This is a genomic window from Ruegeria sp. CF3, from assembly GCF_056537365.1.
This window is the reverse complement of sequence record NZ_JBQFRK010000003.1, coordinates 296,963-320,273: the sequence shown is the minus strand read 5'-3', so window position 1 is coordinate 320,273 and position 23,311 is coordinate 296,963. Positions and strand designations below refer to the sequence as shown.

General features: G+C 57.6%; 17 protein-coding genes and 1 tRNA gene. 11 read left to right on the top strand and 7 right to left on the bottom strand.

Going from position 1 to position 23,311, the window contains the following annotated elements; all coding sequences use genetic code 11:
* From ACR0KC_RS13175 to ACR0KC_RS13160, 4 genes are all read left to right on the top strand, one after another.
* The gene (locus ACR0KC_RS13175) at positions 1-957 is read left to right on the top strand and encodes an ABC transporter permease (RefSeq protein WP_170392259.1); all 957 of its coding nucleotides are present in this window, start codon (positions 1-3) and stop codon (positions 955-957) included.
* Entirely contained in the window at positions 957-1,772 is an 816-nt protein-coding gene (locus tag ACR0KC_RS13170; RefSeq protein WP_170402849.1) for an ABC transporter permease, read from the top strand. The genes ACR0KC_RS13175 and ACR0KC_RS13170 overlap by 1 nt, the downstream gene beginning before the upstream one ends.
* Positions 1,769-3,406 (top strand): ABC transporter ATP-binding protein, encoded by a 1,638-nt coding sequence (locus tag ACR0KC_RS13165; RefSeq protein ID WP_170512411.1) that lies wholly within the window; start codon positions 1,769-1,771, stop codon positions 3,404-3,406. The genes ACR0KC_RS13170 and ACR0KC_RS13165 overlap by 4 nt, the downstream gene beginning before the upstream one ends.
* 162 nt (positions 3,407-3,568) lie before the next feature.
* Positions 3,569-4,405, top strand: a complete 837-nt coding sequence (locus ACR0KC_RS13160) for an alkaline phosphatase family protein (RefSeq protein WP_480706813.1) — start codon at positions 3,569-3,571, stop codon at positions 4,403-4,405.
* 6 nt (positions 4,406-4,411) lie between these two features.
* Here the strand turns inward: ACR0KC_RS13160 and ACR0KC_RS13155 are convergent, their stop codons facing one another.
* From ACR0KC_RS13155 to ACR0KC_RS13140, 4 genes are all read right to left on the bottom strand, one after another.
* The gene (locus ACR0KC_RS13155; protein ID WP_480706815.1) at positions 4,412-5,335 is read right to left on the bottom strand and encodes an alpha/beta hydrolase; all 924 of its coding nucleotides are present in this window, start codon (positions 5,333-5,335) and stop codon (positions 4,412-4,414) included.
* A 12-nt stretch (positions 5,336-5,347) separates the two neighbouring features.
* Complete coding sequence (locus ACR0KC_RS13150; RefSeq protein WP_480706817.1) at positions 5,348-7,237, bottom strand: acyl-CoA synthetase; 1,890 nt, start codon at positions 7,235-7,237, stop codon at positions 5,348-5,350.
* 160 nt (positions 7,238-7,397) lie between these two features.
* Positions 7,398-9,218: an ABC transporter transmembrane domain-containing protein gene (locus tag ACR0KC_RS13145; protein ID WP_480706819.1), complete on the bottom strand. Its 1,821-nt coding sequence runs from the start codon at positions 9,216-9,218 to the stop codon at positions 7,398-7,400.
* 143 nt (positions 9,219-9,361) lie between these two features.
* Positions 9,362-9,435: transfer RNA gene (locus tag ACR0KC_RS13140), tRNA-Gly, on the bottom strand.
* A 294-nt stretch (positions 9,436-9,729) separates the two neighbouring features.
* Between ACR0KC_RS13140 and ACR0KC_RS13135 the strand changes: the two genes are divergently transcribed.
* Both ACR0KC_RS13135 and ACR0KC_RS13130 read left to right on the top strand, forming a co-directional pair.
* On the top strand, positions 9,730-11,373 hold the full coding sequence (locus ACR0KC_RS13135; protein ID WP_480706821.1) for a hypothetical protein: 1,644 nt from the start codon (positions 9,730-9,732) through the stop codon (positions 11,371-11,373).
* 177 nt (positions 11,374-11,550) lie between these two features.
* Positions 11,551-13,440: a PhoX family protein gene (locus tag ACR0KC_RS13130; protein ID WP_480706823.1), complete on the top strand. Its 1,890-nt coding sequence runs from the start codon at positions 11,551-11,553 to the stop codon at positions 13,438-13,440.
* A 61-nt stretch (positions 13,441-13,501) separates the two neighbouring features.
* Here the strand turns inward: ACR0KC_RS13130 and ACR0KC_RS13125 are convergent, their stop codons facing one another.
* Together ACR0KC_RS13125 and ACR0KC_RS13120 are read right to left on the bottom strand one after the other, a co-directional pair.
* A complete protein-coding gene (locus ACR0KC_RS13125) occupies positions 13,502-14,062 on the bottom strand; it encodes a tetratricopeptide repeat protein (protein ID WP_170401669.1) in 561 nt (186 codons plus the stop codon).
* 40 nt (positions 14,063-14,102) lie between these two features.
* Positions 14,103-14,579 carry a winged helix-turn-helix transcriptional regulator gene (locus ACR0KC_RS13120; RefSeq protein WP_170401672.1) on the bottom strand — a complete coding sequence of 159 codons (477 nt, stop codon included), beginning with the start codon at positions 14,577-14,579 and terminating at the stop codon, positions 14,103-14,105.
* A 103-nt stretch (positions 14,580-14,682) separates the two neighbouring features.
* On the opposite strand from ACR0KC_RS13120, the gene putA reads away from it, so the two are divergent.
* Entirely contained in the window at positions 14,683-18,081 is a 3,399-nt protein-coding gene (putA, locus tag ACR0KC_RS13115; RefSeq protein ID WP_480771939.1) for a bifunctional proline dehydrogenase/L-glutamate gamma-semialdehyde dehydrogenase PutA, read from the top strand.
* Between the two features lie 42 nt (positions 18,082-18,123).
* A complete protein-coding gene (locus ACR0KC_RS13110; RefSeq protein ID WP_170732976.1) occupies positions 18,124-18,867 on the top strand; it encodes a rhomboid family intramembrane serine protease in 744 nt (247 codons plus the stop codon).
* Between the two features lie 7 nt (positions 18,868-18,874).
* Here ACR0KC_RS13110 and ACR0KC_RS13105 read toward each other — a convergent pair whose 3' ends face one another.
* Positions 18,875-19,696 carry an IclR family transcriptional regulator gene (locus ACR0KC_RS13105; protein ID WP_170625223.1) on the bottom strand — a complete coding sequence of 274 codons (822 nt, stop codon included), beginning with the start codon at positions 19,694-19,696 and terminating at the stop codon, positions 18,875-18,877.
* Between the two features lie 202 nt (positions 19,697-19,898).
* Between ACR0KC_RS13105 and bhcA the strand changes: the two genes are divergently transcribed.
* From bhcA to bhcC, 3 genes are read left to right on the top strand one after another with little or no spacing between them, the layout of a single operon-like run.
* Positions 19,899-21,089, top strand: coding sequence for an L-aspartate--glyoxylate aminotransferase BhcA (gene bhcA, locus ACR0KC_RS13100; protein ID WP_480706831.1), 1,191 nt, complete (start codon positions 19,899-19,901; stop codon positions 21,087-21,089).
* Positions 21,090-21,100: 11 nt separating this feature from the next.
* Positions 21,101-22,072, top strand: coding sequence for a beta-hydroxyaspartate dehydratase BhcB (bhcB, locus tag ACR0KC_RS13095; protein ID WP_480706833.1), 972 nt, complete (start codon positions 21,101-21,103; stop codon positions 22,070-22,072).
* A gap of 11 nt (positions 22,073-22,083) precedes the next feature.
* Complete coding sequence (gene bhcC / locus ACR0KC_RS13090; RefSeq protein WP_480706835.1) at positions 22,084-23,247, top strand: 3-hydroxy-D-aspartate aldolase BhcC; 1,164 nt, start codon at positions 22,084-22,086, stop codon at positions 23,245-23,247.
* Positions 23,248-23,311: the final 64 nt, after the last annotated feature.

Here is a 23,311-nt window from a genome sequence, read left to right as displayed (position 1 = left end):
ATGCATCCCATCATCAAATTGGTTTCCCAGCGCCTGGCGCTGGGACTCCTTTTGCTGCTCGGCGCTTCGGCCCTGATTTTCGGCCTAACCGAAGCCCTACCTGGAGACGCCGCGCAAGCCGTCCTGGGGCAGTCCGCAACTCCAGAGGCCTTGGCAAACCTACGCGAAGAAATGGGCCTGAACCGCCCTGCCCTTACACGCTATTTCGAGTGGTTGGGAGGCATACTTCAGGGTGACCTGGGTCAATCCCTGACCAACAAACTTGATATCTCCGAGAGTATTGGAAAACGCCTTGGGAACACTCTGTTCCTGGCTTGCGTGGCAGCAATAGTTTCCGTACCGCTTGCAATCTTTCTGGGGCTGCTTGCCGTGCGGTTCCGCAATCGCTGGCCCGACAAACTGATTTCAGCCATCACCCTGACGACGGTTTCGATCCCCGAGTTTCTGATCGGTTATGTGGTGATCTACTATATCTCAGTGAAATTGGGATGGTTCTCGTCGCTTGCGATGATCAATGATTCTATGTCGTTTGGACAAAAGTTGAATGCAATCGCGCTACCTGCCTTTGTTCTGACGCTGGTCGTGCTGGCACAGATGATGCGCATGACGCGCGCGGCCATTCTGAACCTCATGCAATCGGCCTATATCGAAACCGCTGAATTGAAAGGCCTCAGCACATTTCAGGTTATTGCCCGCCATGCCTTTCCCAACGCGATTTCACCGATCGTGAACGTCGTCATGCTGAACCTGGCCTATCTGGTCGTGGGTGTTGTCGTGGTCGAGGTTGTGTTCGTCTATCCAGGTATGGGGCAATACCTTGTGGATGCCGTGACCAAACGTGATGTGCCGGTTGTTCTGGCCTGCGGCGTGGTGTTTGCGGCCGTTTATATCGGTCTGAACATGGTTGCAGATATCGTGTCGATCCTTGCCAACCCAAGACTGAGGCATCCGAAATGATAAAGAACATTCCTCTTTCGGCTCTGATTGGCCTTATCTTCACCTTCGCCTATTTCTTTGTGGCGATCGCCGCCCCGTTGATTGCACCCTATGGAATGGCAGAAGTCGTCGGCGACGTCTGGGAGCCGAGCAGCCCCGAACATCTGCTAGGCACTGACAATATCGGTCGCGATCTGCTGACCCGCATGATCTATGGCGGGCGCACGACAATCTTCATCGCGGCAGCGGCGACGCTGCTCAGCTTTCTGACCGGTACGTCGCTGGGCTTGCTGGCTGCAGTACTGGGCGGATGGGCTGATCAGGCGCTCAGCCGTACGGTGGATCTGATCATGTCAATCCCGACTCTGATCCTGGCACTGGTCATTCTGGCCATCGTTCCGGTGACCGTCCCGATCCTAATCCTTGTTATGGGCTTACTGGATGCCACCCGCCCGTATCGCCTATCGCGATCTGTAGCGGTGGACATCAACGTTATGGACTATGTTGAAGCCGCCAAGCTGCGCGGCGAAGGGCGCGCCTGGATCATCTTCCGGGAAATCCTGCCCAATGCGCTGTCGCCACTTGTGGCCGAATTCGGACTGCGGTTCATCTTCATGGTTCTGTTCATCTCGACCCTGTCGTTCCTGGGACTGGGCGTCCAGCCACCGCTGGCTGACTGGGGCGGTATCGTGAAAGAAAACAAGGATGGCATCGTCTATGGTATCGGCGCAGCGCTTTATCCCGCTGTGGCCATTGCGACGCTGGCAATCTCGGTCAACCTGGTGGCTGACTGGGTCCTGAATCGTACCACATCGCTGAAAGGAGGCCGGGGATGAGTGATATCCTTCTCAAGGTCCGCGACCTCAAAATCGGCGCGACCGTCTATCCGCCGGGTGAAAAGCCCCATGACATCGAGATCGTGCACGGGGTCAGCTTTGACCTCGCGCCAGGCAAGGTGCTGGGTCTGATCGGCGAATCCGGGGCTGGCAAATCTACCATCGGTCTGGCCTCAATGGCCTATGGCCGTGGCGGTGTGAAAATCACCGGGGGCGAGGTTTGGGTGAACGGGCGTGATATCCTCAAGACATCTCATGGGGACATCCGCAAACTGCGCGGTGGTGAGGTAACATATGTTTCCCAATCCGCCGCCGCATCGTTCAACCCCGCAAAGAAGATCATGGATCAAGTGGTCGAGGCCGCAGTTGAGCAGAAGAAGTTTTCGCGCAAAGAGGCTGAAGCCCGCGCGCGTGAGCTTTTTGCCAAGCTGGGTCTGCCCGACCCTGACAATATCGGTGATCGTTACCCGCATCAGGTTTCGGGCGGACAGCTGCAGCGCTGCATGACGGCGCTGGCGCTTTGCCCCGAGCCTGATCTGGTGGTTTTTGACGAACCTACCACGGCACTGGACGTGACTACCCAAATCGATGTGCTGATGGCCATCAAAGACGCCATTCGCGACTCGGGCGTTGCCGCCTTGTATATCACCCATGATCTGGCAGTTGTGGCCCAGGTCAGTGATGACATCATGGTGCTGCGGATGGGCGATACGGTCGAATACGGAAATACCGACCAGATCATCAACCGCCCGCAAGAAGAGTACACACAGGCGCTGGTTTCGGTCCGCTCAATCGAGCACGAAGAGAAAAAACCAACTCCTGAACCCGTGCTGAGCGTCGATGGTATCACCGCGCGCTACAAAGGCTTGAATTTCGACGTGCTGCATAATGTCAACGTCGAGCTTCATCCGGGCCAGACACTGGCGGTTGTGGGTGAATCCGGGTCGGGTAAGTCTACGCTGGCACGGGTCATCACCGGGCTTCTTCCACCCCGTGATGGTGAGATTACCTTTGCGGGCCGCAAGCTCAGCTCTGATCTGAAAGGCCGCACGCGTGAAGACCTGCGTGAGCTGCAAATGATCTACCAGATGGCCGACGTGGCAATGAACCCGCGTCAGACCGTCGGTACGATTATCGGCCGCCCACTCGAGTTCTACTTCAACATGCGCGGCGCCGAGAAACGCAAGCGGATCGTCGAGTTGCTGGATGAGATCGAACTGGGCGAGAAGTTCATCGATCGTTATCCGGCGGAACTGTCGGGTGGTCAAAAACAGCGTGTCTGTATCGCGCGATCACTGGCGGCCAAGCCAAAGATGATCATCTGTGATGAGGTCACCTCGGCGCTCGACCCGCTGGTCGCGGACGGTATCCTCAAGCTGCTGCTGGATCTGCAAAAGATCGAGGATGTGGCATACCTGTTCATCACCCACGATCTGGCGACAGTCCGTGCGATCAGCGATAGTATCGCGGTGATGTACCAGGGTCGGGTGGTTCGCTACGGTCCCAAGAGCCAGGTGCTAAGCCCTCCATTCGACGACTATACAGACTTGCTGCTTAGCTCGGTGCCTGAGATGCATCTTGGCTGGCTGGAAGAGGTTGTCGCTCACCGCAAAATGGAGAGCGCGGGGAACTGATCCGCGCCCTTCTCATAGAAACACCGAAGACCATTCAAATTCCCGGCGCTGTGAACACAAGCAGACGTCGGGATTTTGCTATTTGGGGCGCAAATGCGCAGCCATAGCCGGACGAATCTCATAGGTTCGCCGGAACGAATACTCAGAAACAAGGGCCGGAACATGGACCGCAAACTGCTTTTGATCATCCTCGACGGCGTCCCCTGGCGCAACTTTCGTCGACTGTTTGGCAATCTTGAAGGATGGGTCGACAGCGGTGCTGCCCGGGTTTGGAAACTCCGCTCTGTACTGCCTTCGACCTCTGCCAGTTGCTATGCGTCTATCCACACCGGGGTCACACCGCAAGAGCATGGCTGTACAGGCAACGGCAACGTCTTCCGACTAAGCCATAAGGATGTGTTCAGTCAGGTGCGTGAGGCAGGCGGTGTAACCGGCGCGGTCACCCACAGCTATTGGTCTCAATTCTTCAATCGCCACCCGTTCGACTACGTCCGCGATGTTGAATATGACGAGCCCGACAACCTGACAATCAACCATGGTCGCTTTCATTCAATGACGGGATATGGCAACGCCAACCAGATGACGCCAAGCGATGTCGATCTGTTTGCCTCGCTCACCAACATGTGTCTGCGCTTCGGACTGGATTATGGCATCCTGCACACTTGCACACTGGACAGCATGGGGCATCGTTTCTTCCACGATTGCACAGAGATGGATCATGCCTGTTTTGTCATGGACGAAATGCTGGCCCCGTTCATCCCGCGCTGGCAGCAGTTGGGCTATGACGTCATCGTGACGGCTGATCATGGCCAAGACGAACGTGGCCATCACGGAGGGCGCAGCCCTTTGCAGCAGGAAACAGCGCTTTACTACTTTGGAGAGGCCAAAGGCCCTGATCCCGATACCGTGATCGACCAGCTACAGCTAGCCCCAACCATACTTCAGCGCATGGGCGCACCGGTGGCGGATACGATGAAAGCCAAGCCGTTCCTGACCTGACGCGGTTCAGTCGTAGGACCAAATCCCCTGCCCCAAAGCCTCAATCGCCACGGAAATCCGCTCAAAGCTGTCCGCGGCGCGCCTGACCGATGTTCGGGCGCGCAGATATCCGTGGACCAAACCGGCCTCGTTGATGCAATGGGCCTGCCCACCTGCGGCCGTGATCCGGTCGCAATAAGCTTGCCCGTCATCGCGCAGCGGATCGCAATCGGCGGTCACCACCACCGTCGGCGGTAGCCCCGAGAAATCGACGTCATGCAACGGTGCATAGGTAGGATCGTTCTGGGGCGTGGTCCCTTGATACCGAACAGTCTCATAAAACCGGATATCGTCCAATGTCAGCAGCGGGGCATTGGCATGTTCGATATACGACCCCTGCGACATATCTCCGCCTAAGCCGGGATATATGAGGACCTGCCCCAGCACATTTTCCAACCGCCCCCGACCATGGTGCGAAACGGCTGCTGCCAGATTGCCACCCGCGCTGTCACCGGCCAGCACAATCGGCTCGCCGTATTCCTGAACCACCCAGTTCGTGGCGGTCCAGCTATCCTGAAACTGCGCCGGGTGCACATGCTCAGGGCACAACCGATAGTCGACCGAAACGATCCGATAGCCCGTCTGGGCGCAGAGTTCCGCACAGACATCATCGTGGCTATCCAAGCCCCCGACGACGAACCCACCACCATGTATATAGATGACGGTCCGGGTGGGGTCACCGGCACTATAGATGCGAACAGGTACGCCATCGGCGGACCTGTCGCGCACCTCGATGCCAGGTGGGCGCGGCTGGCGGAAGTCCTGACACATCGCGTCATAGACCCGGCGTTGGTCAGCAATGGACATCTCTACTGTATCATCCGGATAGCTCTCGGCTGTGCGCCGGATGAAACCCCAGGTCTCCTCGTCGATCAGACGTTCATAGTCCATTGTTCCTCCGAATTATTCAGACCACTCCCATGGCCGGGTAAACGAACCCAGCACTTTTGAGACATCGTCTTCGGAAGATCCATTCGCGTCAAGCTGCGCCACTAGACCCCGCTTTTTATCGTCAATTACCGAAACGACTCGCGCTGGTATGCCTGCCGCGTCCAAAGCACCATTGTAGATGCGCGTGATGGCTTGCTTGCGCAGTTCGGGTTTGAACACCTTGCCAACGGCGGTCTTCGGCAACTCGTCCAGAATGGTCAAATGCTTGGGCTGTGCCGCGCGTTCGTGGACGTGGACCTTGCAATAGTCCATCAGCTCCTGTTCAGTGACCGAGGCCCCCTCGACCAGTTCAACAAAGGCGCAAGGCACCTCACCCGAATGCGCATCGGGCTGACCGATGGCCCCTGCAAAGGCGACGGCATCATGGCCCAGCAAGGCCTCTTCGATTTCTGCGGGATCGATATTGTGTCCGCCGCGAATGATCAGGTCCTTCGCGCGACCGGTGATCCACAGATAGCCGTCCTCATCAAACCGTCCCAGATCGCCCGTGCGCAGGTATTTGTTGAAATGATAGAGGTTCGTATTCTTGTCGGTTTCGGTATAAGTATTTCCCGCGTATACGCCGGGGTTCGAGATGCAAATTTCACCGATCTGATCTACGCCGCACTCGGTTGGTCCATCCGGCCCGTCCTGCAGGATTTTGACATCCGTATAAGGGAACGGGATACCGATCGAGCCGATCTTCTTTTCCCCATCCACGGGGTTGCATGACACCAGACAAGTGGCCTCGGTCAGGCCGTAGCCCTCGACGATAGTAACGCCGGTCGCTTCTTCAAACCGACGGAACAGTTCGACCGGCAACGGAGCTGATCCCGAAAATGCTGTTTTAACGCTGGATATATCCGCATCCACAGGTCGCTGCATTTTGGCTGAAATCGCTGTCGGCACTGTGATGATGAACGAAACCTTCCAGCGTTCGATCAGTTTCCAGAAATTGTCGAATACGCCATCACCGCGATACCCGGCAGGCGTCGGGAATACCACATGTGCACCAGACGACACCGCCGCCATCACGATGACATGCACCGCAAAGACATGGAACATCGGCAGTGGGCACATGATGACGTCGTTCTCGTCAAACAGCAGTGTATTGCCCAACCAGCCATTGTAGATAAGGCCCGAGTATTTGTGCTGCGCCACTTTCGGCATGCCCGTGGTGCCGCCCGTGTGGAAATAGCACGCCACGCGATCTTCCTGGCTGTCCTCAAAGTTCAGCGTCTTAGGCTGCTTGTTCAGCTCATCAATGAAGTTCTTGTAGTCCGCATGGGCCAACTTTTCCTTGTCGCCCATCTTTGGACGCAGGAATGGTACAAGCCAGGATTTTGGCGGCGTCAGATAGCGGTTCAGGTCGATCTCAAGGATCGTGTTGACGCCCGGAGCGTGTCGTACTGCCTCTTCAACCTTTTGGGCTACATCGGTTTTGGGGAAGGACTTCAGCGTGACCACGACCTTGGCCTTGGTCTCACGCAGGATCGCCGCGATCTGCTCCGGCTCCAGCAATGGGTTGATCGGGTTCACGATCCCGGCCACCGCACCGCCCATCATGGTGACCAGCGTCTCGTTGCAGTTGGGCAGCACATAGGCCACCACATCGTTTTCTCCGATGCCAAGGGAACGGAATAGGTTGGCGGCCTGATTGACTTTGCCCAGCAGCTCGGACCATGTCAGCGTCTCGGCCTTGTCGGTCGGGCCGGACAACAACTGAAAGCTGATCGCTTTATGGTTCGGGAACTTGCCCGCCGTCCGCGACAACAGTTGATGGAAGGTGACGGGTACGTCCCGATCTTCCCACGCCATCTCCTGCTCGATGCGCGCCTTGTCTTCCAATCCCACAAAGGCCATGTGGCTCCTCCCCTGATCTGTCTCCCGTGTCGCGCACAGGCTTGTTTGTCACCTCCAAGATGGAAGCAAAACACACCATGCGCAAGCAAGGGCTTAGCGATCAGGTCCGGGAATATGTAGAATGACGCTACGGCGAAACGAGATGTGCCGGAGCGTCACTTTATTCTGCAGCCACCCCGTCGGTGAACTGCAAGCGTGCGAGGCGGGCATACAAACCGTCCTGCGCCACCAGATCGTTATGGGTACCCTGCGCCACAATGCGCCCGGCTTCCAGCACGACAATCCGGTCTGCCTTCTTAACGGTCGCCAGACGGTGCGCCACGATCAGAGTGGTGCGCCCTGCCCTCATGTTATCAACCGCACCCTGCACCGCACGTTCGCTTTCTGCGTCCAAAGCCGAGGTCGCCTCGTCCAGCAGCAGCACCGGTGCGTCGCGCAGGATGGCACGTGCGATGGCGATACGTTGCTTCTGACCACCCGACAGCATTACGCCCCGTTCGCCCACAAAGCTGTCATACCCTTCGGGCAAAGCCGAGATGAACTCATGCGCGGCGGCGGCTCGGGCGGCGGACTCGACTTCGGCATCTGAGGCGTCCAGACGGCCAAAGCGGATATTCTCGCGCGCCGAAGCGGCAAAGATCACGGGGTCTTGCGGGACCAGCGCGATGTGCTGACGGAAGTCGTCACGGTTCAACTCGCGCAGGTCGAGCCCATCAAGACTGACCTGTCCCGCATCGGGATCATAGAACCGCTGAATCATCTGGATGACTGTTGTCTTGCCCGCACCAGACGGGCCAACAAAGGCCACTGTCTCCCCAGGTTTAATCTGCAGTGACAAATGATCCAGCGCGACAACGTCCGGGCGCGCGGGATAGTGGAATGTCACATCGTCGAAACGTATCTCTCCGCGTACGGGCACAGGCAATGCCTTGGCCTGCGACGGATCGTTGACTGTATCTTCAGCGTTCAGAAGCTCGACCAAACGCTCGGTCGCACCTGCAGCGCGCTGCAACTCGCTCCAGATTTCGGACAACGCGGCGACTGAACCCGCCATGATGATCGAATAGATCACAAACTGGATCAGCACGCCCTCGGTCATAACCCCGTTACGCACATCATTCGCACCCATCCACAGCACGCCAACGATGCCCGAGAAGACGAGAAAGATCACAATGACGGTCAGAATCGCACGGGTCTGGATCCGACGCAGAGAAACTTCGTACGAAGTTTCTGTCATCTCTCCGAACTGCGTCCTGCTGGCGTCCTCATGAGTAAAAGCCTGCACGGTTTGCACCGCACCCAACGCCTCGCCGGCATTTCCAGAGGACGCCGCAATCCAGTCCTGATTTTCCCGGCTGATCACCCGTAACCTGCGGCCCAGTACCAATATTGGCACAACCACCAGCGGAATCAGCAGCAACACCATCCCAGTCAGCTTAGCCGATGTCAGCAGCATCAGCACCAGTCCGCCGACGAACATCAAAAGATTGCGGAGCGCGATGGACACAGACGATCCCAGCACCGATTGGATCAGCGTTGTGTCGGTGGTGATACGGCTCAGAACTTCTCCGGTCATGATGCGCTCGTAAAACTCGGGGCTCATCCCGATCACGCGGTCAAAAACCGCCTTTCGGATATCGGCCACCACACGTTCACCCAACCGGGTCACCAAAGCATAGCGAATACCCGTACCCACGGCGAGAATACCGGCAATACCGAGGGCGGCCAGAAAGTACCATTCAAGCAAATCACCATCTTCGATGCGGAAATTGTCGACCACACGCCGCACAGCCAAGGGCAATGTCAGCGTCATGCTGGCCGTCAGGATCAACGCCAGTGTCGCACCGATCATCAGCAGTCGATAGGGCTTCATAAACGGCCACAATGACCGCAGCACGCCGATTTTCTTAGACCGTGCACGCTGCTCCTGCGCTCGCGGAGCCGAATTGTTCGCTGGACTGGCGGCGTTGGTTCTTGCCATGTCTGGCCCTTGTATTTTGGTCGGTCGCCCTGATCAGGCATCAATCTCAGCTTCTTGGCGTCAGAGATGTTTGGGGTCAAGCTGAAGACAAAGTTTTGCAGCCCGATAAGGGCTAAATGACGCAACCTGTGTGGGGGATCAGCTGGAGCGGGCGGCGGGAATCGAACCCGCGTCATTAGCTTGGAAGGCTAAGGTCTTACCACTACACAACGCCCGCTCAGCGAGGTCACCACCTATTTCATACAAAATTTGTCGTCAAGAGGATGTTTCAATCAAATGCACCTCGCGGTGAGAATTGATACGTCCATTTTGCCGGCACCGACACTTGCGAACAACCGCGACAGCTGGCTGCTTTCCGATGAGTAATCTTGTCCGACAAGGAGGGCTGGATAGCTCGAAGAGCCTTTTCCGCGCTCCGCGATGCCTTTCACGAAATTGTGCTATAATTCGATGATCCGCTGTTCGGCGCTGATTACCGGTGCTCGGCGGAGAGTAAGCGGGGGATTGAAGGATGACCGATTTTGACCTCGGCACGTATCGCCGTGCTGTTACCACTTCATCAAGCGAAGCTCAGAAGCTGTTCGATCAGGGGCTCATCTGGCTGTTCGGGTATAACCATGAGGCCGCTGCCGCCTGTTTCGAACAGGCCATAACTCATGACCCGAAATGCGGTATGGCCCATTGGGGCGTCGCCTATGCGATTGGTCCAAATTACAATAAACCATGGGAGTTCTTTGAGCCTGATGAAAAGGTTGCCACCCTTGACCGGGCGCGACAGGCAGTCGAAACGGCGATGGCTCTGCGCACATCTTCGACCCCGATTGAGGCGGCCTTGATCGAAGCGATCTCACACCATTTCCCGTCGGACCCCGAAATAGAGGACTATGCACCGTGGAATGACGCCTTCGCCGATTCGATGCGCGCGGTTTATTCCGATCATCCGAACGACCTGGATGTCTCATCTGTGTTTGCCGAATCCTTGATGAACCGAACGCCCTGGCAGCTATGGGATCTCAAGAAGGGCGTGCCCGCCGAAGGGGCATCCACCACCGAGGCACAAGCCGTTCTGGAAAGGGCCTTTGAAACGCTTCCCGGTGCCTGGGATCATCCCGGCCTGCTGCATATGTATATCCACTTGATGGAGATGTCGCCCACTCCGGAAAAGGCGCTGCGACACGGGGATCGGCTGGTCGATCTGGTGCCCGACAGCGGGCATCTAGTTCACATGGCGACGCATATCGACGTGTTGTGCGGCGACTATCAGAATGTGGTCTGGCGCAATCACCGAGCTGCAGCGGTCGACAAGAAATATGAAGCCATGGCCGGGGGTGAGAACTTCTATACCGTCTATCGCGTCCACAACGTACATTTTGAAGCCTATGGGGCCATGTTCCTTGGGCAACCCGAATTGGCCCTGGCTGCGTCCGAGGAATTGATGCGATTATTGCCGGACAATGTGATCCGTTACTTCCCGGATTTGTTCGAATCCTTCTATGGCAAGAAGGTCCATGTCATGGTTCGCTTCGGCATGTGGCAGGAAATTCTGGATGAACCCATGCCCGGCGACGCGGAGTTATACAGCTATACCACCGCCGCAATTCATCAGGCGCGCTCTGTGGCTCTGGCCAATTTGGGTCGTATGGACGATGCAGCGCATGCACGCAAAGTGGCCGTTCAGGCCAGAAAAGCCGTCCCGGAAAGTCGACTGGTATTCAACAACACCGCCGAGGATGTTTTGATGATCGGCGAGGCGATGATGGATGGAGAGATCGCGTTCAAATCCGGTGACCGTGAAGGCGGACTTGATCATCTGCGCCGCTCGGTCGAGTTGGATGACAATCTGGTTTATGACGAGCCATGGGGATGGATGCAGCCAACAAGGCACGCTCTGGGTGCCTTGTTGATGGAAGACGGTCAATTCGATGAGGCCGAGGCCGTCTATCGGGCCGATCTGGGTCTGGACGACACGCTCGCCCGTGCCTGCCAGCATCCCGGCAATATCTGGAGCCTTCATGGCCTGCATGAATGCCTGATCCGACGCGGTGAAACGACCGAGGCCCGTCATATCAAGCTGCAACTGGACAATGCTGCTGCACGGGCCACGGTGCCTATCCATGCCTCATGTTATTGCCGCAGCAAGGCAAAGGCGGCTTAGGCTTCTGGTCGTTTGGCGATAGATTCGCCTAAACATTGATCAGCGCCGCAGGTAGATCGGCGTCAATCTGCACGCGGCGCAGATCAAAAGAAGCTTTGCTAAGACTGTCAATTTCCTGTCATGTGATCGCTCTAAACCCACGGTGCGATTCTTAGTTCAGACAGCCAGGAGCTATCCATGACAGACGTCGATCTCACCACCCTTTCCGCCGACGATTGGGATGAGTTGCACTTCCCCCGCCCAGATGAACACGACTTCGACCGCGTGGTTGAAAGCGCTATCTCGCGACGGGGTTTCCTGTCAGGAGTTGTGGCATTTGGGTCGGGCGCTGCGGCGATGGGCGCTGGTTTGTTGGGCTCAACTTCAGCACAGGCGGTCGATGCACAACGCTTTGCCTTCACGCCGATTCCCGCCCAGACCGATGGGACAGTCCACGTTCCGGAAGGTTATGAATGGAAGATGCTAATGCGCTGGGGCGATCCGCTGTTTTCCGAGGCCGATGGATACGATTTGACCGATGGCGGTAAGGTTGAAAACTCGGACAAGGTTTTTGGCGAGAATACGGATGGGATGGAGACATTCTCGTTCCGGGGTCACGAGCTGATTGCGATCAACCACGAGTACCCGAACCGCAAGATCAACCTGCCTGCCGCGCAGAAAGGTGTTCCGACCAGTGCCGATGATGTTCTGAAGTTGCAGAACATCCAGGGCGTGACCGTAATGGAGATCAAGGAAGGCCCTGCGGGCTGGGCGGTCGTTAAGGACAGCCCCTTCAACCGCCGGATCCACCACAACACTCCAATGAAGATCGTCGGCCCCGCCGCTGGTCATGACCTACTGAAGACCGAGGCCGATCCGACAGGAACCGCGTCGCTGGGCACCATGAACAACTGTGGTTCCGGCAAGACACCGTGGGGCACCTACCTGACCTGCGAAGAAAATTTCAACGGCTACTTTGGTTCCTCTGACGAGAATGCCAGCTACGATCAGAAGGTCGCGGACGGCATGAAACGCTATGGCATCAAAGCCGAAAGCTGGAATGGCTACGAACTGTTTGACCCCCGCTTCGACACCTCGAAAAACCCCAATGAGCCGCACCGCGCAGGCTGGATCGTTGAAATCGACCCGACCAAACCCGACAGCACTCCGGTCAAGCACACCGGCCTTGGTCGCTTCAAGCATGAAAATGCTGAGGTCGCGCTGGCTGCGGACGGTCGTGTCGTGGTCTATATGGGCGACGATGAACGTGGCGAGTATCTTTACAGGTTCGTCTCGAACGCGGCCTATGCGCCCGGTGTCGACACTCAGGGCTTGTTGAATGACGGCACGCTATATGTCGCCAAGTTCAATGACGACATGAGTGGCGAATGGCTGCCGCTGACGCCGGAAACAACCGGCATGGACGCGGCCGAAATTCTGATCTTTACCCGTATGGCCGCATCGGCTGCGGGCGGCACCACAATGGACCGCCCGGAATGGGTGGCCTCAAGCCCTGTTGCGGTCGAAGCATATTGCTGCCTGACCAACAACAAGAACCGTGGAGTTAAGCCAAATGCTGGGGGCGATGACACTGCAGTCAACGGCCCTAACCCGCGCGAGGCCAACAAATACGGCCAGATCGTGCGCTGGCGTCCAGCGGATGAAGATCACGCGGCCACTGGCTTTGATTGGGATCTCTATGTCATGGCCGGAAACCCAACTGTTCATTCGGATAACCGTGGCGGATCGGCAAATGTGAACGAAGGCAACCTGTTCAACTCACCCGACGGCATGGCCATCGATTCGACCGGTCTGGTCTGGATTCAGACAGACGGGAATGATGACAACGAGGAAGAATTCGCAGGAAACGGCAATAACCAGATGCTGGTTGGCGATCCCGTGACCGGGGAGATTGTGCGCTTCATGACCGGCCCGAATGGCTGTGAAGTCACCGGTCTGGCCTGGTCGACCGACCTGCGCACCATGTTTGTTGGCATCCAGCATCCGGGCAGCAATTGGCCCGATGGCGGTACGCCGCGTTCGTCGGTGATTGCGATCAAACGCACCGACAACGGGCTGGTCGGCTAAACAAGCCCTTGCATCAAAAGCGCCCCTGAACTTCGGTTCCGGGGCGCTTTTTCGTCTCAATTCAAATATCCTCACCCGGTGGATCAAGCAGCCCGCCCGGCGCAAGCAAGGCACGTTCTGAAAGCCACGGGTTCAGTTCGAGTGCATGGTTCAGCGCCGTTCGCGCTTCGTCCAGCCGCTTGAGACCCAACAGCGATAATGCCCGCCCGCTAAGCGCCGCTACATGGTTCGGGGACAGCTCAATGGCCCGATCCAGATCGATCAGGGCCGCACCGTAATCCTGCTGCAAATAGTTGACGAATGCCCGCTGATTGTACCCCTCGGCATAATCCGGGCAATAAGCGACCAGAGCGTCAAACTCGGCCAGCGCACCGGTCAAATCCCAAGACTCGCGCAGAGACATCCCGCGATCCAACAGGGTTTGAGATCGGGCGTCCGGCGCATCGGTCCAGAGTTGCCACATCCGTCCCGAAATGCCCCGCGCCTCGCGCTCAGACGACGCGGTTTGGGCTTGCGCAATCAGGGCGTCGACGCCAGAAATATGATCCGGCGCAACCGGGCAATCTGCAGAAGCCTGAGCGGCAGAACCAGCGAGTATGGCAACGATAAGTACGTTTTTCATCCTCTCTAACCTGATCCATCAGGCGTTTAGGTCAACTGCTTTATAGCGGAGCCAGCAACCCGGTTTCTTTCACCGCCTCCATCGCAACGAAGGTGGAGGTGTTGGCAACATGCGGCAGGGATGAGATTTTCTCGGCTAGCACCGTGCGGTATTCTGTCATCGATCGGGTCCGGATTTTAAGCAGATAGTCAAAGTTGGACGCGATCATATGAGCCTGTTCAATCTCAGCAACTCTGCGCACCGCTGCATTGAACTCGGCCAGTGCCTTTTCACGAGTATCTGTGAGACGCACCTCGACAAAGGCCACATGGTCAAGGCCCAGACGGATCGGGTCCAACATGGCGCGATAGCCTGTGATGATCCCGTCAGCCTCAAGCCGCTTGAGCCGCGCCTGTGTCGGCGATTTTGACAAGCCGATCCTGCGCGCAAGGTCCGTCACTGAGATGCGGCCATCTTCAGCTAATGCCGTAAGGATCGCGCGGTCAAAGCGATCAAGGCTGGACAAGTCGTTTTGCATGATTAAGCCCCTATATTTCAGCCAATTCGACCAGAATTCGAGAAAATTCGGTCCATTCTCCTGACTATAGGCGGTTATATTAGGCAAAAGCCCCGGAGTACACATGTCACACAGCCTACGCACCAAAATCGACACTCAAACTTATGCCGACCAGTCCACTGTACTGGACGCGCTGATCTCTCAGGCCAAGCTGTCAGAGGCCGACCGAACGGCCATTTGCGAGGCTGCAGCACAGCTGGTGCGCGACATCCGCTCAAGCACGTCGCCTGGCATGATGGAAGTGTTTCTGGCTGAATACGGCCTATCCACAGATGAAGGCGTTGCGCTTATGTGTTTGGCCGAGGCGCTGTTGCGTGTGCCAGATGCGGATACCATTGACGCACTGATCGAAGACAAGATCGCCCCGTCAGATTGGGGAAAACATCTGGGACAATCATCCTCGTCACTGGTGAACGCGTCGACATGGGCGTTGATGCTGACAGGCCGGGTTCTGGACGAAGACAAATCCTCGCCCGTCGGCGCGCTGCGCGGGGCCATCAAGCGGCTGGGTGAACCGGTGATCCGCACCGCCGTTGGTCGTGCAATGAAAGAAATGGGACGTCAGTTCGTTTTGGGCGAAACCATTCAATCCGCCATGAAGCGCGCCAAAGGAATGGAAGATAAGGGCTATACCTACTCGTACGACATGCTGGGCGAGGCGGCACGGACCGAGGCCGATGCTGCCCGCTATCACCTGTCTTACTCGCGCGCGATCGCCGCTATTGCCGAGGCCTGCACCCATAAAGACATTCGCGAAAATCCGGGCATCTCGGTCAAGCTGTCGGCCCTGCACCCCCGTTATGAGCTGGCACAAGAACAACGGGTGATGGACGAACTGGTGCCCCGGCTGCGCGCGCTGGCTTTGCTGGCCAAGGCGGCGGGCATGGGACTGAACGTTGACGCGGAAGAGGCAGATCGCCTGTCGCTCTCGCTGCAGGTGATCGAAGAAGTTATGGCAGAGCCTGCACTGGCCGGTTGGGACGGGTTCGGCATCGTCGTGCAAGCCTACGGCCCACGCGCCGGGTTGGTGCTGGATACGCTCTATGACATGGCCCAGCAACACGACCGCAAGCTGATGGTGCGGCTGGTCAAGGGCGCTTATTGGGATACCGAGATCAAGCGCGCGCAAGTCGAGGGCGTCGATGGTTTTCCGGTCTTCACCGATAAGGCGGCGACGGATGTGTCCTATATCGCCAACGCCCGCAAGCTGCTGGGAATGACCGACCGTATCTATCCGCAATTTGCCACGCATAACGCCCAAACGGTCAGCGCCATCCTACATATGGCGGACGGCCAGCCATTCGAATTCCAGCGCCTGCACGGGATGGGTGAGACCCTGCATCAGATTGTGCGCGACAAGCGGACCTCGCGCTGCCGTATCTATGCTCCGGTCGGCGCGCATCGGGATCTGTTGGCCTATCTGGTACGTCGCCTTCTGGAAAACGGGGCAAATTCCTCGTTCGTCAATCAGATCGTTGATGAGGAAGTCGCCCCAGAAACCGTTGCCGCAGATCCGTTCGTGGCCGTTCAAACACCTGGCAAACCGCTGCCAACCGGGCCTGAGTTGTTCGCACCGGAACGCCCAAACTCGAAAGGCTTTGATCTGCACCATACGCCGACGCTGGACCAGATTGACATCGCACGCGACGCCTTCCGCGCCCATCATTGGTACGCCCGCCCCTTATTGTCGGATGATGCACAGCCTTTGGCAGACACTCCCGTGATCAATCCTGCGCAACCGCAGGATCGCCCCGGTTCGGTTGCTGCGGCCAGCCCCGAAGACGTGGAACTGGCGTTGGCCAGCGCTTGCCCATGGCAGGCCTCAGCCGAGAAGCGCGCTGACATTCTAAATAAAGCAGCCGATCTCTACGAAGCGCATTTTGGAGAGCTGTTTGCCCTGCTCGCCCGCGAAGCCGGAAAATCTGTGCCCGATGCAGTTGCCGAGCTGCGCGAAGCGGTTGATTTCCTGCGCTACTACGCCGCCAATATTCCTGCCGCCAAACCCGCCGGAATATTCACCTGCATCAGCCCGTGGAACTTCCCTCTGGCGATCTTCACCGGGCAGATATCGGCTGCGTTGGCCACTGGCAATGCCGTGCTGGCGGCACCTGCCCCGCAAACGCCACTGATCGCCCATCGCGCAGTTCAGCTGATGCACGAAGCAGGTGTTCCACGCGATGCGCTGCAACTGCTTCCGGGTGGGCCGAAAGTGGGCGCGGCGTTGACGTCGGATGAACGCGTCTCGGGCGTGGCCTTTACCGGCTCGACCGCGACCGCGTTGAAAATCCGATCCGCCATGGCACAGCATATGCGTCCGGGCACGCCATTGATCGCCGAGACCGGCGGCCTGAACGCGATGATCGTAGACAGCACCGCGTTGCCGGAACAAGCTGTGCAATCGATTATCGAAAGCGCGTTCCAATCGGCAGGCCAGCGGTGCTCGGCCCTGCGCTGCCTCTATCTGCAAGAGGACATTGCCGAGGACGTTCTGACCATGTTGCAAGGGGCGATGGACGCTTTGCATGTGGGCGATCCTTGGCTGATATCAACTGATTGCGGCCCGGTCATTGACGAGCAAGCCCGGCAAATTATCGCGGACCACGTGGCCCAGGCCCGTTCAGAAGGACGGGTACTGAAGGAGATGACAACGCCTCCTGAGGGTACATTTATCGCACCGACTCTGATCGAGATACCCGGTATCTCGGCGCTAGAGCGCGAGGTGTTCGGTCCGGTTCTGCATGTCGTCCGGTTCAAGGCGCAAGATATCGACAAGGTCATTGCGGATATCAATGCCACGGGATACGGCCTGACTTTCGGCCTGCACACGCGGATCGACGACCGGGTGCAGCATGTGACCGAGGCGATCCATGCCGGTAATATCTACGTCAACCGCAACCAGATCGGCGCGATCGTCGGCTCGCAACCCTTCGGTGGCGAAGGTCTGTCCGGTACCGGCCCCAAGGCCGGCGGCCCGAACTATATGGCGCGATTCTGCGCGCCTGATCGGCAGAATGCTTCGGGACGCTGGGACAGTTCGGCTGAACCAGGTGCGCCCGAAGGGCAACCTGCAACGCCCAGCACCCAATCGCTGCCTGGCCCCACCGGTGAATCGAACCGCCTGACCGAATATTCCCGCTCCCCGCTTTTGTGCATGGGTCCGGGGGACGAGGCCGCCAAGGCTCAGGCGGATGCGGTCAAAGCGTTGGGCGGCACAGCGATCCGTATGACGGGCATGCTGGATCTGCACCGGCTTGAAAACCTGACCGGTTTCTCGGGCGTTCTGTGGTGGGGCGACGACGACTCTGCCCGCCATATCGAGCAGCATTTGGCCCGGCGCGATGGCCCGATCATCCCGCTGATCCCCGGGCAGCCCGACCGTGCGCGGGTGCTGGGGGAACGCCATGTCTGTGTCGACACCACCGCCGCCGGAGGCAACGCCGCCCTTCTGGGAGGTGCGGCATAACCGGACCTTGACGCTGGGCGGCGAAAAGCCCAGCGTCGCGCCATGTTTCCGATCCGAGACCATAACCCTTCGGGGCGTACTCCGTTTGTTGTTTATGCCCTTATGGCTGCGAACATACTGATCTTCCTCAGCTATGTGGGTGTCATGGAGAATGCGCGGCTGATCAATCAGCTTTATATTGACTACGCGGTCATTCCTGCCCGGATAACTGACGGCTATGGGTTCGAGACACTCGTGACGTCAATGTTCCTGCATGGGGGCTGGATGCATCTGGCGGGAAACATGCTGTTTCTGTGGATATTCGGCGACAACCTCGAAGACGAAATGGGGCATGTGCTGTTTCTCGTGTTCTATCTGCTGGCAGGAATCGGAGCGGGGCTGATTCACGTCATTTCGGCACCGGATTCGGTGGTGCCAACAATTGGCGCTTCCGGAGCGATCGCCGGTGTCATGGGCGGCTATCTTCTGCTTTTCCCAAAAGCGCGCGTGGATATCTTGTTGATTCTGATCGTCTATATCCGGATCTTTACCATCCCGGCCTTTATCATGCTGGGTGTCTGGCTGGGCCTGCAATTCCTTGGCAGCCTGGCCAGCAATCCCGATGAAGGTGGCGTTGCCTATTGGGCGCATACCGGAGGGTTCTTTGTTGGGCTGATCCTGTGCATCCCCCTATGGCTCAGGCGCGGAGGGACTGGGTTCTGGAACCGCACCCACGGCCATCCACCGCATCCGGAACACAAGTACAAACTCTCGCAATCGCGCATCCCCAGAGTGCCGCGCAAATAATCAAGCGTCAGCTCTTGGGTAGCCTACCGCCGCTCAGGTGGGTGATCTCTTGCGCCGCGCGCATGACCAGATCGCCCAACTCGGGCGCGTGTTCTCGGCTGAACCTTACGGTGGGTCCGGATACCGAGATACCGGCGCAAGGCTCAGCCCTGTCATTGAAGATGGCCGCACCAATGCAAGACATACCTTCATACCGTTCTTCGTGATCGTAAGACCAACCTCGGGTACGAGTTTCAGCCAGATCTGCATACAGGCCCGAAGCGGGCAACTTCGTATTTTCAGTGAAAGCAACCGGATCAACCCGGCCCAGAACTTTGCCTAAACTCTCTTCGCTCAACGCAGCGAGAATAGCCTTTCCTGTACCGGACGCATACATGGGCGTCCGCGCACCGGGTGGAAAGAAGGCCCGGATGGGGTTCTGAGTTTCGACCTGCCCGACGAAGACCACCTCTGCTCCATCGGGTACGGCCAGATTTGCGGTCTCACCGCTGTCTTGCATCAGACGCCGCAGGATCGGCCTGCCGATTTCCAGAACGCTCTTGCGCCGCAGAAAAGACGCACCGGTCCGATAGGCTTCGATTCCGACCAACCATTCCTGCCGTTCCTCATCAAAAGATACGAACCCGTGTTTTTGCAGTGTCACCAGAATGCGATGCGTGGTGGCTGTCGGAACATCAACCTCGCGGGCAAGATCGCTCAGCGCGACGCGCTCTAGCCGGGCAACAGTGGTCAGTACGCCCAGCGCCCGATCCAATGATTGCATGGTCCCGGCCGAACTTTCTTTAAACAGCGATTTGGGTCTGCCGCGCGGCCGCTTTTGCGTTTCCATTTCTCACCTGACCTTCGGATTCCCCCCGAAAACTCGAACCAATTTTTTTGGCCCGGAATTCTCAGAGATCATTTTGATAAACTGAATTCCTATCCGTTTCAGCACCTTATCAATTTAACAGATAAAATGAAAATATTTTTCAAGAAAATTGCAACACGCAACCGTTCAAGCGACACTTGGGCCCAAAGCAGAGGATTGAGTTATGTCGCATCAAAACCCGGTCTTTATCCCAGGCCCAACCAACATTCCTGATCGTTTGCGCCTTGCCATGCAGGTTCAGACGCAAGACCATCGCGCCCCGGATTTCGTTGAAACCTTCGCCCCGGTACTGGAAAACACAAAACAGGTTTTCGGCACCACCGAAGGCCAGATAATCACTTTTCCAGCCAGCGGAACGGGCGGTTGGGAGGCAGCGATTACAAATACGCTCAGCCCCGGTGACAAGGTTCTTGTCGCCCGCTACGGCGTCTTCAGCCATCGCTGGATCGATCTGTGCGAAAGACACGGGTTGGACGTTCAGATCGTTGAATGCCCATGGGGAACAGGCGCGCCAGCCGACAGGTTCGAGGCGATCCTGTCCGCGGATAAAGCGCATGAAATCAAGGCCGTATTGGTGACGCATAACGAAACCGCGACAGGTGTGCGTTCCGATATCAGCGCTGTGCGCGATGCGATGGATGCGGCACATCACCCGGCCATGATGTTTGTGGATTGCGTGAGCTCTCTGGCCTCAATGCCGTTCGAGTTTGACCGGTGGGGCGTGGATATTGCGGTCTCGGGGTCGCAGAAGGGGTTCATGCTGGCCACCGGCATGGCGATCCTGTGCGTCAGCCCCAAGGCTCTGGCTGCAATGGATACCGCCCAACTGCCCCGCACCTTCTTTGATTTCCGTGATATGATGTCGGCAAATGCGTCTGGCGGCTTTCCCTATACTCCGCCGCTGCAGCTGATCTACGGCATGCGCGAAAGCCTGAAGATGCTGTTCGAGGAAGGGTTGGACAATGTGTATGCCCGCCACACTCGCCTTGCCGAAGGTGTGCGCCACGCGACTGCGGCCTGGGGCCTGAGGTTGGTCGCACAATCTCCTGACCTCTACTCGGATACCGTCAGCGCCATATTTGTGCCCGAAGGTTTCGACAGCAACGAACTGACTGACCATGCCTTCAACACCTATGGGGTATCCTTCGGCATTGGTCTGGGTGAGTTGAATGGCAAAGCATTCCGTATTGGCCACTTGGGCAGCCTGACCGATGTTATGGTCCTGTCGGGGCTGGCCACGGTCGAGATGGCCATGGCCGATCTGAACTACCCGGTGAAGCTTGGCAGCGGGGTTGCTGCGGCGCAGGAATTCTATCGCGCCAGCTCAACCAGCCACGCAAAAGCCGCAGCTTAGGGAGGATAGTCATGTTGGATCAAATCCCCGTCGCCGACCTGACGTATGACGACGTACAAGCTGCGCATGAAAGGATCAGGCCGCACATCCGACGCACACCGGTAATGACCTCGGACTATCTGAATGAATTGACCGGCGCACAGCTGTTCTTCAAATGCGAGAACTTTCAGGAAGCAGGTGCATTCAAAGTGCGCGGTGCCAGTAATGCAGTCTTCGGCCTTAGCGATGAGATGGCGGCCAAGGGCGTTTGCACCCACTCAAGCGGGAACCACGCCCTGTCACTGTCATATGCGGCGGGTCGCCGGGGCATTCCATGCAATGTGGTGATGCCGCGCACCGCGCCGCAGGCCAAGAAAGACGCGGTACGACGCTTTGGTGGTACGATCACTGAATGTGAACCGTCCACGTCGTCCCGCGAAGCGACCTTTACCGAGGTGCAGGCCCGAACAGGCGGAGAGTTCGTGCACCCGTACAACGACCCTCGTGTTATCACTGGTCAGGCCACATGTTCGGCTGAATTGCTTGAGCAGACCGATGGCCTGGATGCAGTGATCGCGCCAATCGGCGGTGGCGGGATGGTCTCAGGCACCTGTCTGACGGTTTCGAACCTGGCACCAGGAACCGCGATCTATGCGGCTGAGCCTGAGCAGGCGGACGATGCGTACCGTTCCTTCAAAGCGGGTCATATCATTGCGGACGATGCCCCCAAAACGGTGGCGGACGGGCTGTTGGTCCCGCTCAAGGAAAACACATGGCACTTTGTGTCGAACAATGTGACCGACATCTTCACCGCGTCCGAGCAAGAGATCATCGACGCAATGAAACTCACTTGGAAATACTTGCGCGTGGTGATGGAGCCGTCTTCGGCCGTTCCGCTGGCCACCATTCTCAAGAACCCCGACACCTTCCGGGGCAAACGCGTCGGCGTCATCATCACCGGAGGCAACGTGGATCTGGACAAGCTGCCCTGGCTGAAAGGGTAAGGAGAAACAGGATGAACAAACCGATGAACAGTGATCAATTCGAAGTTGGCTATGACATCCCTGCCGCGATCGGCATGGATGAATCCGAAATCCAGACGCCTTGCCTGATCCTTGATCTGGACGCGCTCGAGCGTAACATCAAGAAGATGGGCGACTATGCCAAGGCACATGGGATGCGGCACCGGGTGCATGGCAAGATGCACAAATCCGTAGACGTCGCGAAGCTGCAGGAACAATTGGGCGGCGCAGTCGGCGTCTGCTGCCAAAAGGTTTCCGAGGCCGAGGTGTTTGCGCGCGGAGGCATCAAAGACATTCTGGTCTCGAATCAAGTGCGGGACCCGGTCAAGATTGACCGTCTGGCGCGCCTGCCGAAGCTTGGCGCACGCACAATCGTTTGCGTCGACGATGTGGACAACGTCGCTGACCTGTCTGCTGCTGCCGCTAAGCATGGCACTGAATTGGAGGTTTTTGTCGAGATCGACTGCGGCGCGGGCCGCTGTGGTGTCACCACGACCCCCGCTGTGATCGAAATCGCCAAGGCTGTTGAGGCCGCCCCTAACCTGAAATTTACCGGCATGCAGGCCTATCAAGGCGCGATGCAGCATCTGGATACGTATGAGGCACGCAAAGAAAAACTGGATACCGCAATCGCCATGGTCAAGGATGCCGTCGACGGATTGAAGGCTGAAGGGATCGACTGCGAGCTGGTTTCAGGCGGCGGTACGGGGTCTTATTATTTCGAAAGCAACTCGGGCGTTTATAACGAGCTGCAGTGCGGCTCTTATGCCTTCATGGATGCTGATTACGGTCGGATTCTGGACAAGGACGGTCAACGGATCGATCAGGGTGAATGGGAAAACGCCTTGTTCATTCTGACCAGCGTGATGAGCCACGCCAAAGCGGACAAGGCAATCTGCGATGCGGGTCTGAAGGTGCAATCCGTCGATAGCGGCCTGCCCTTCATCTTTGGGCGGGACGAAGTGGAATACCTGAAGTGCTCGGACGAACACGGGGTGATTGGCGATCCGGATGGGGTGCTGAAGGTCAACGACAAGCTGCGGCTGGTGCCCGGCCACTGTGACCCGACCTGCAACGTTCATGACTGGTACGTCGGTGTGCGCGGCGGCAAGGTTGAAGCCCTTTGGCCGGTCTCTGCCCGTGGCAAGGCCTATTGAATTACAGATGAATGCAGGGGCGGACGTTTAGCACCGCCCTTTCTAATGCCATCAAAAAGAAAGA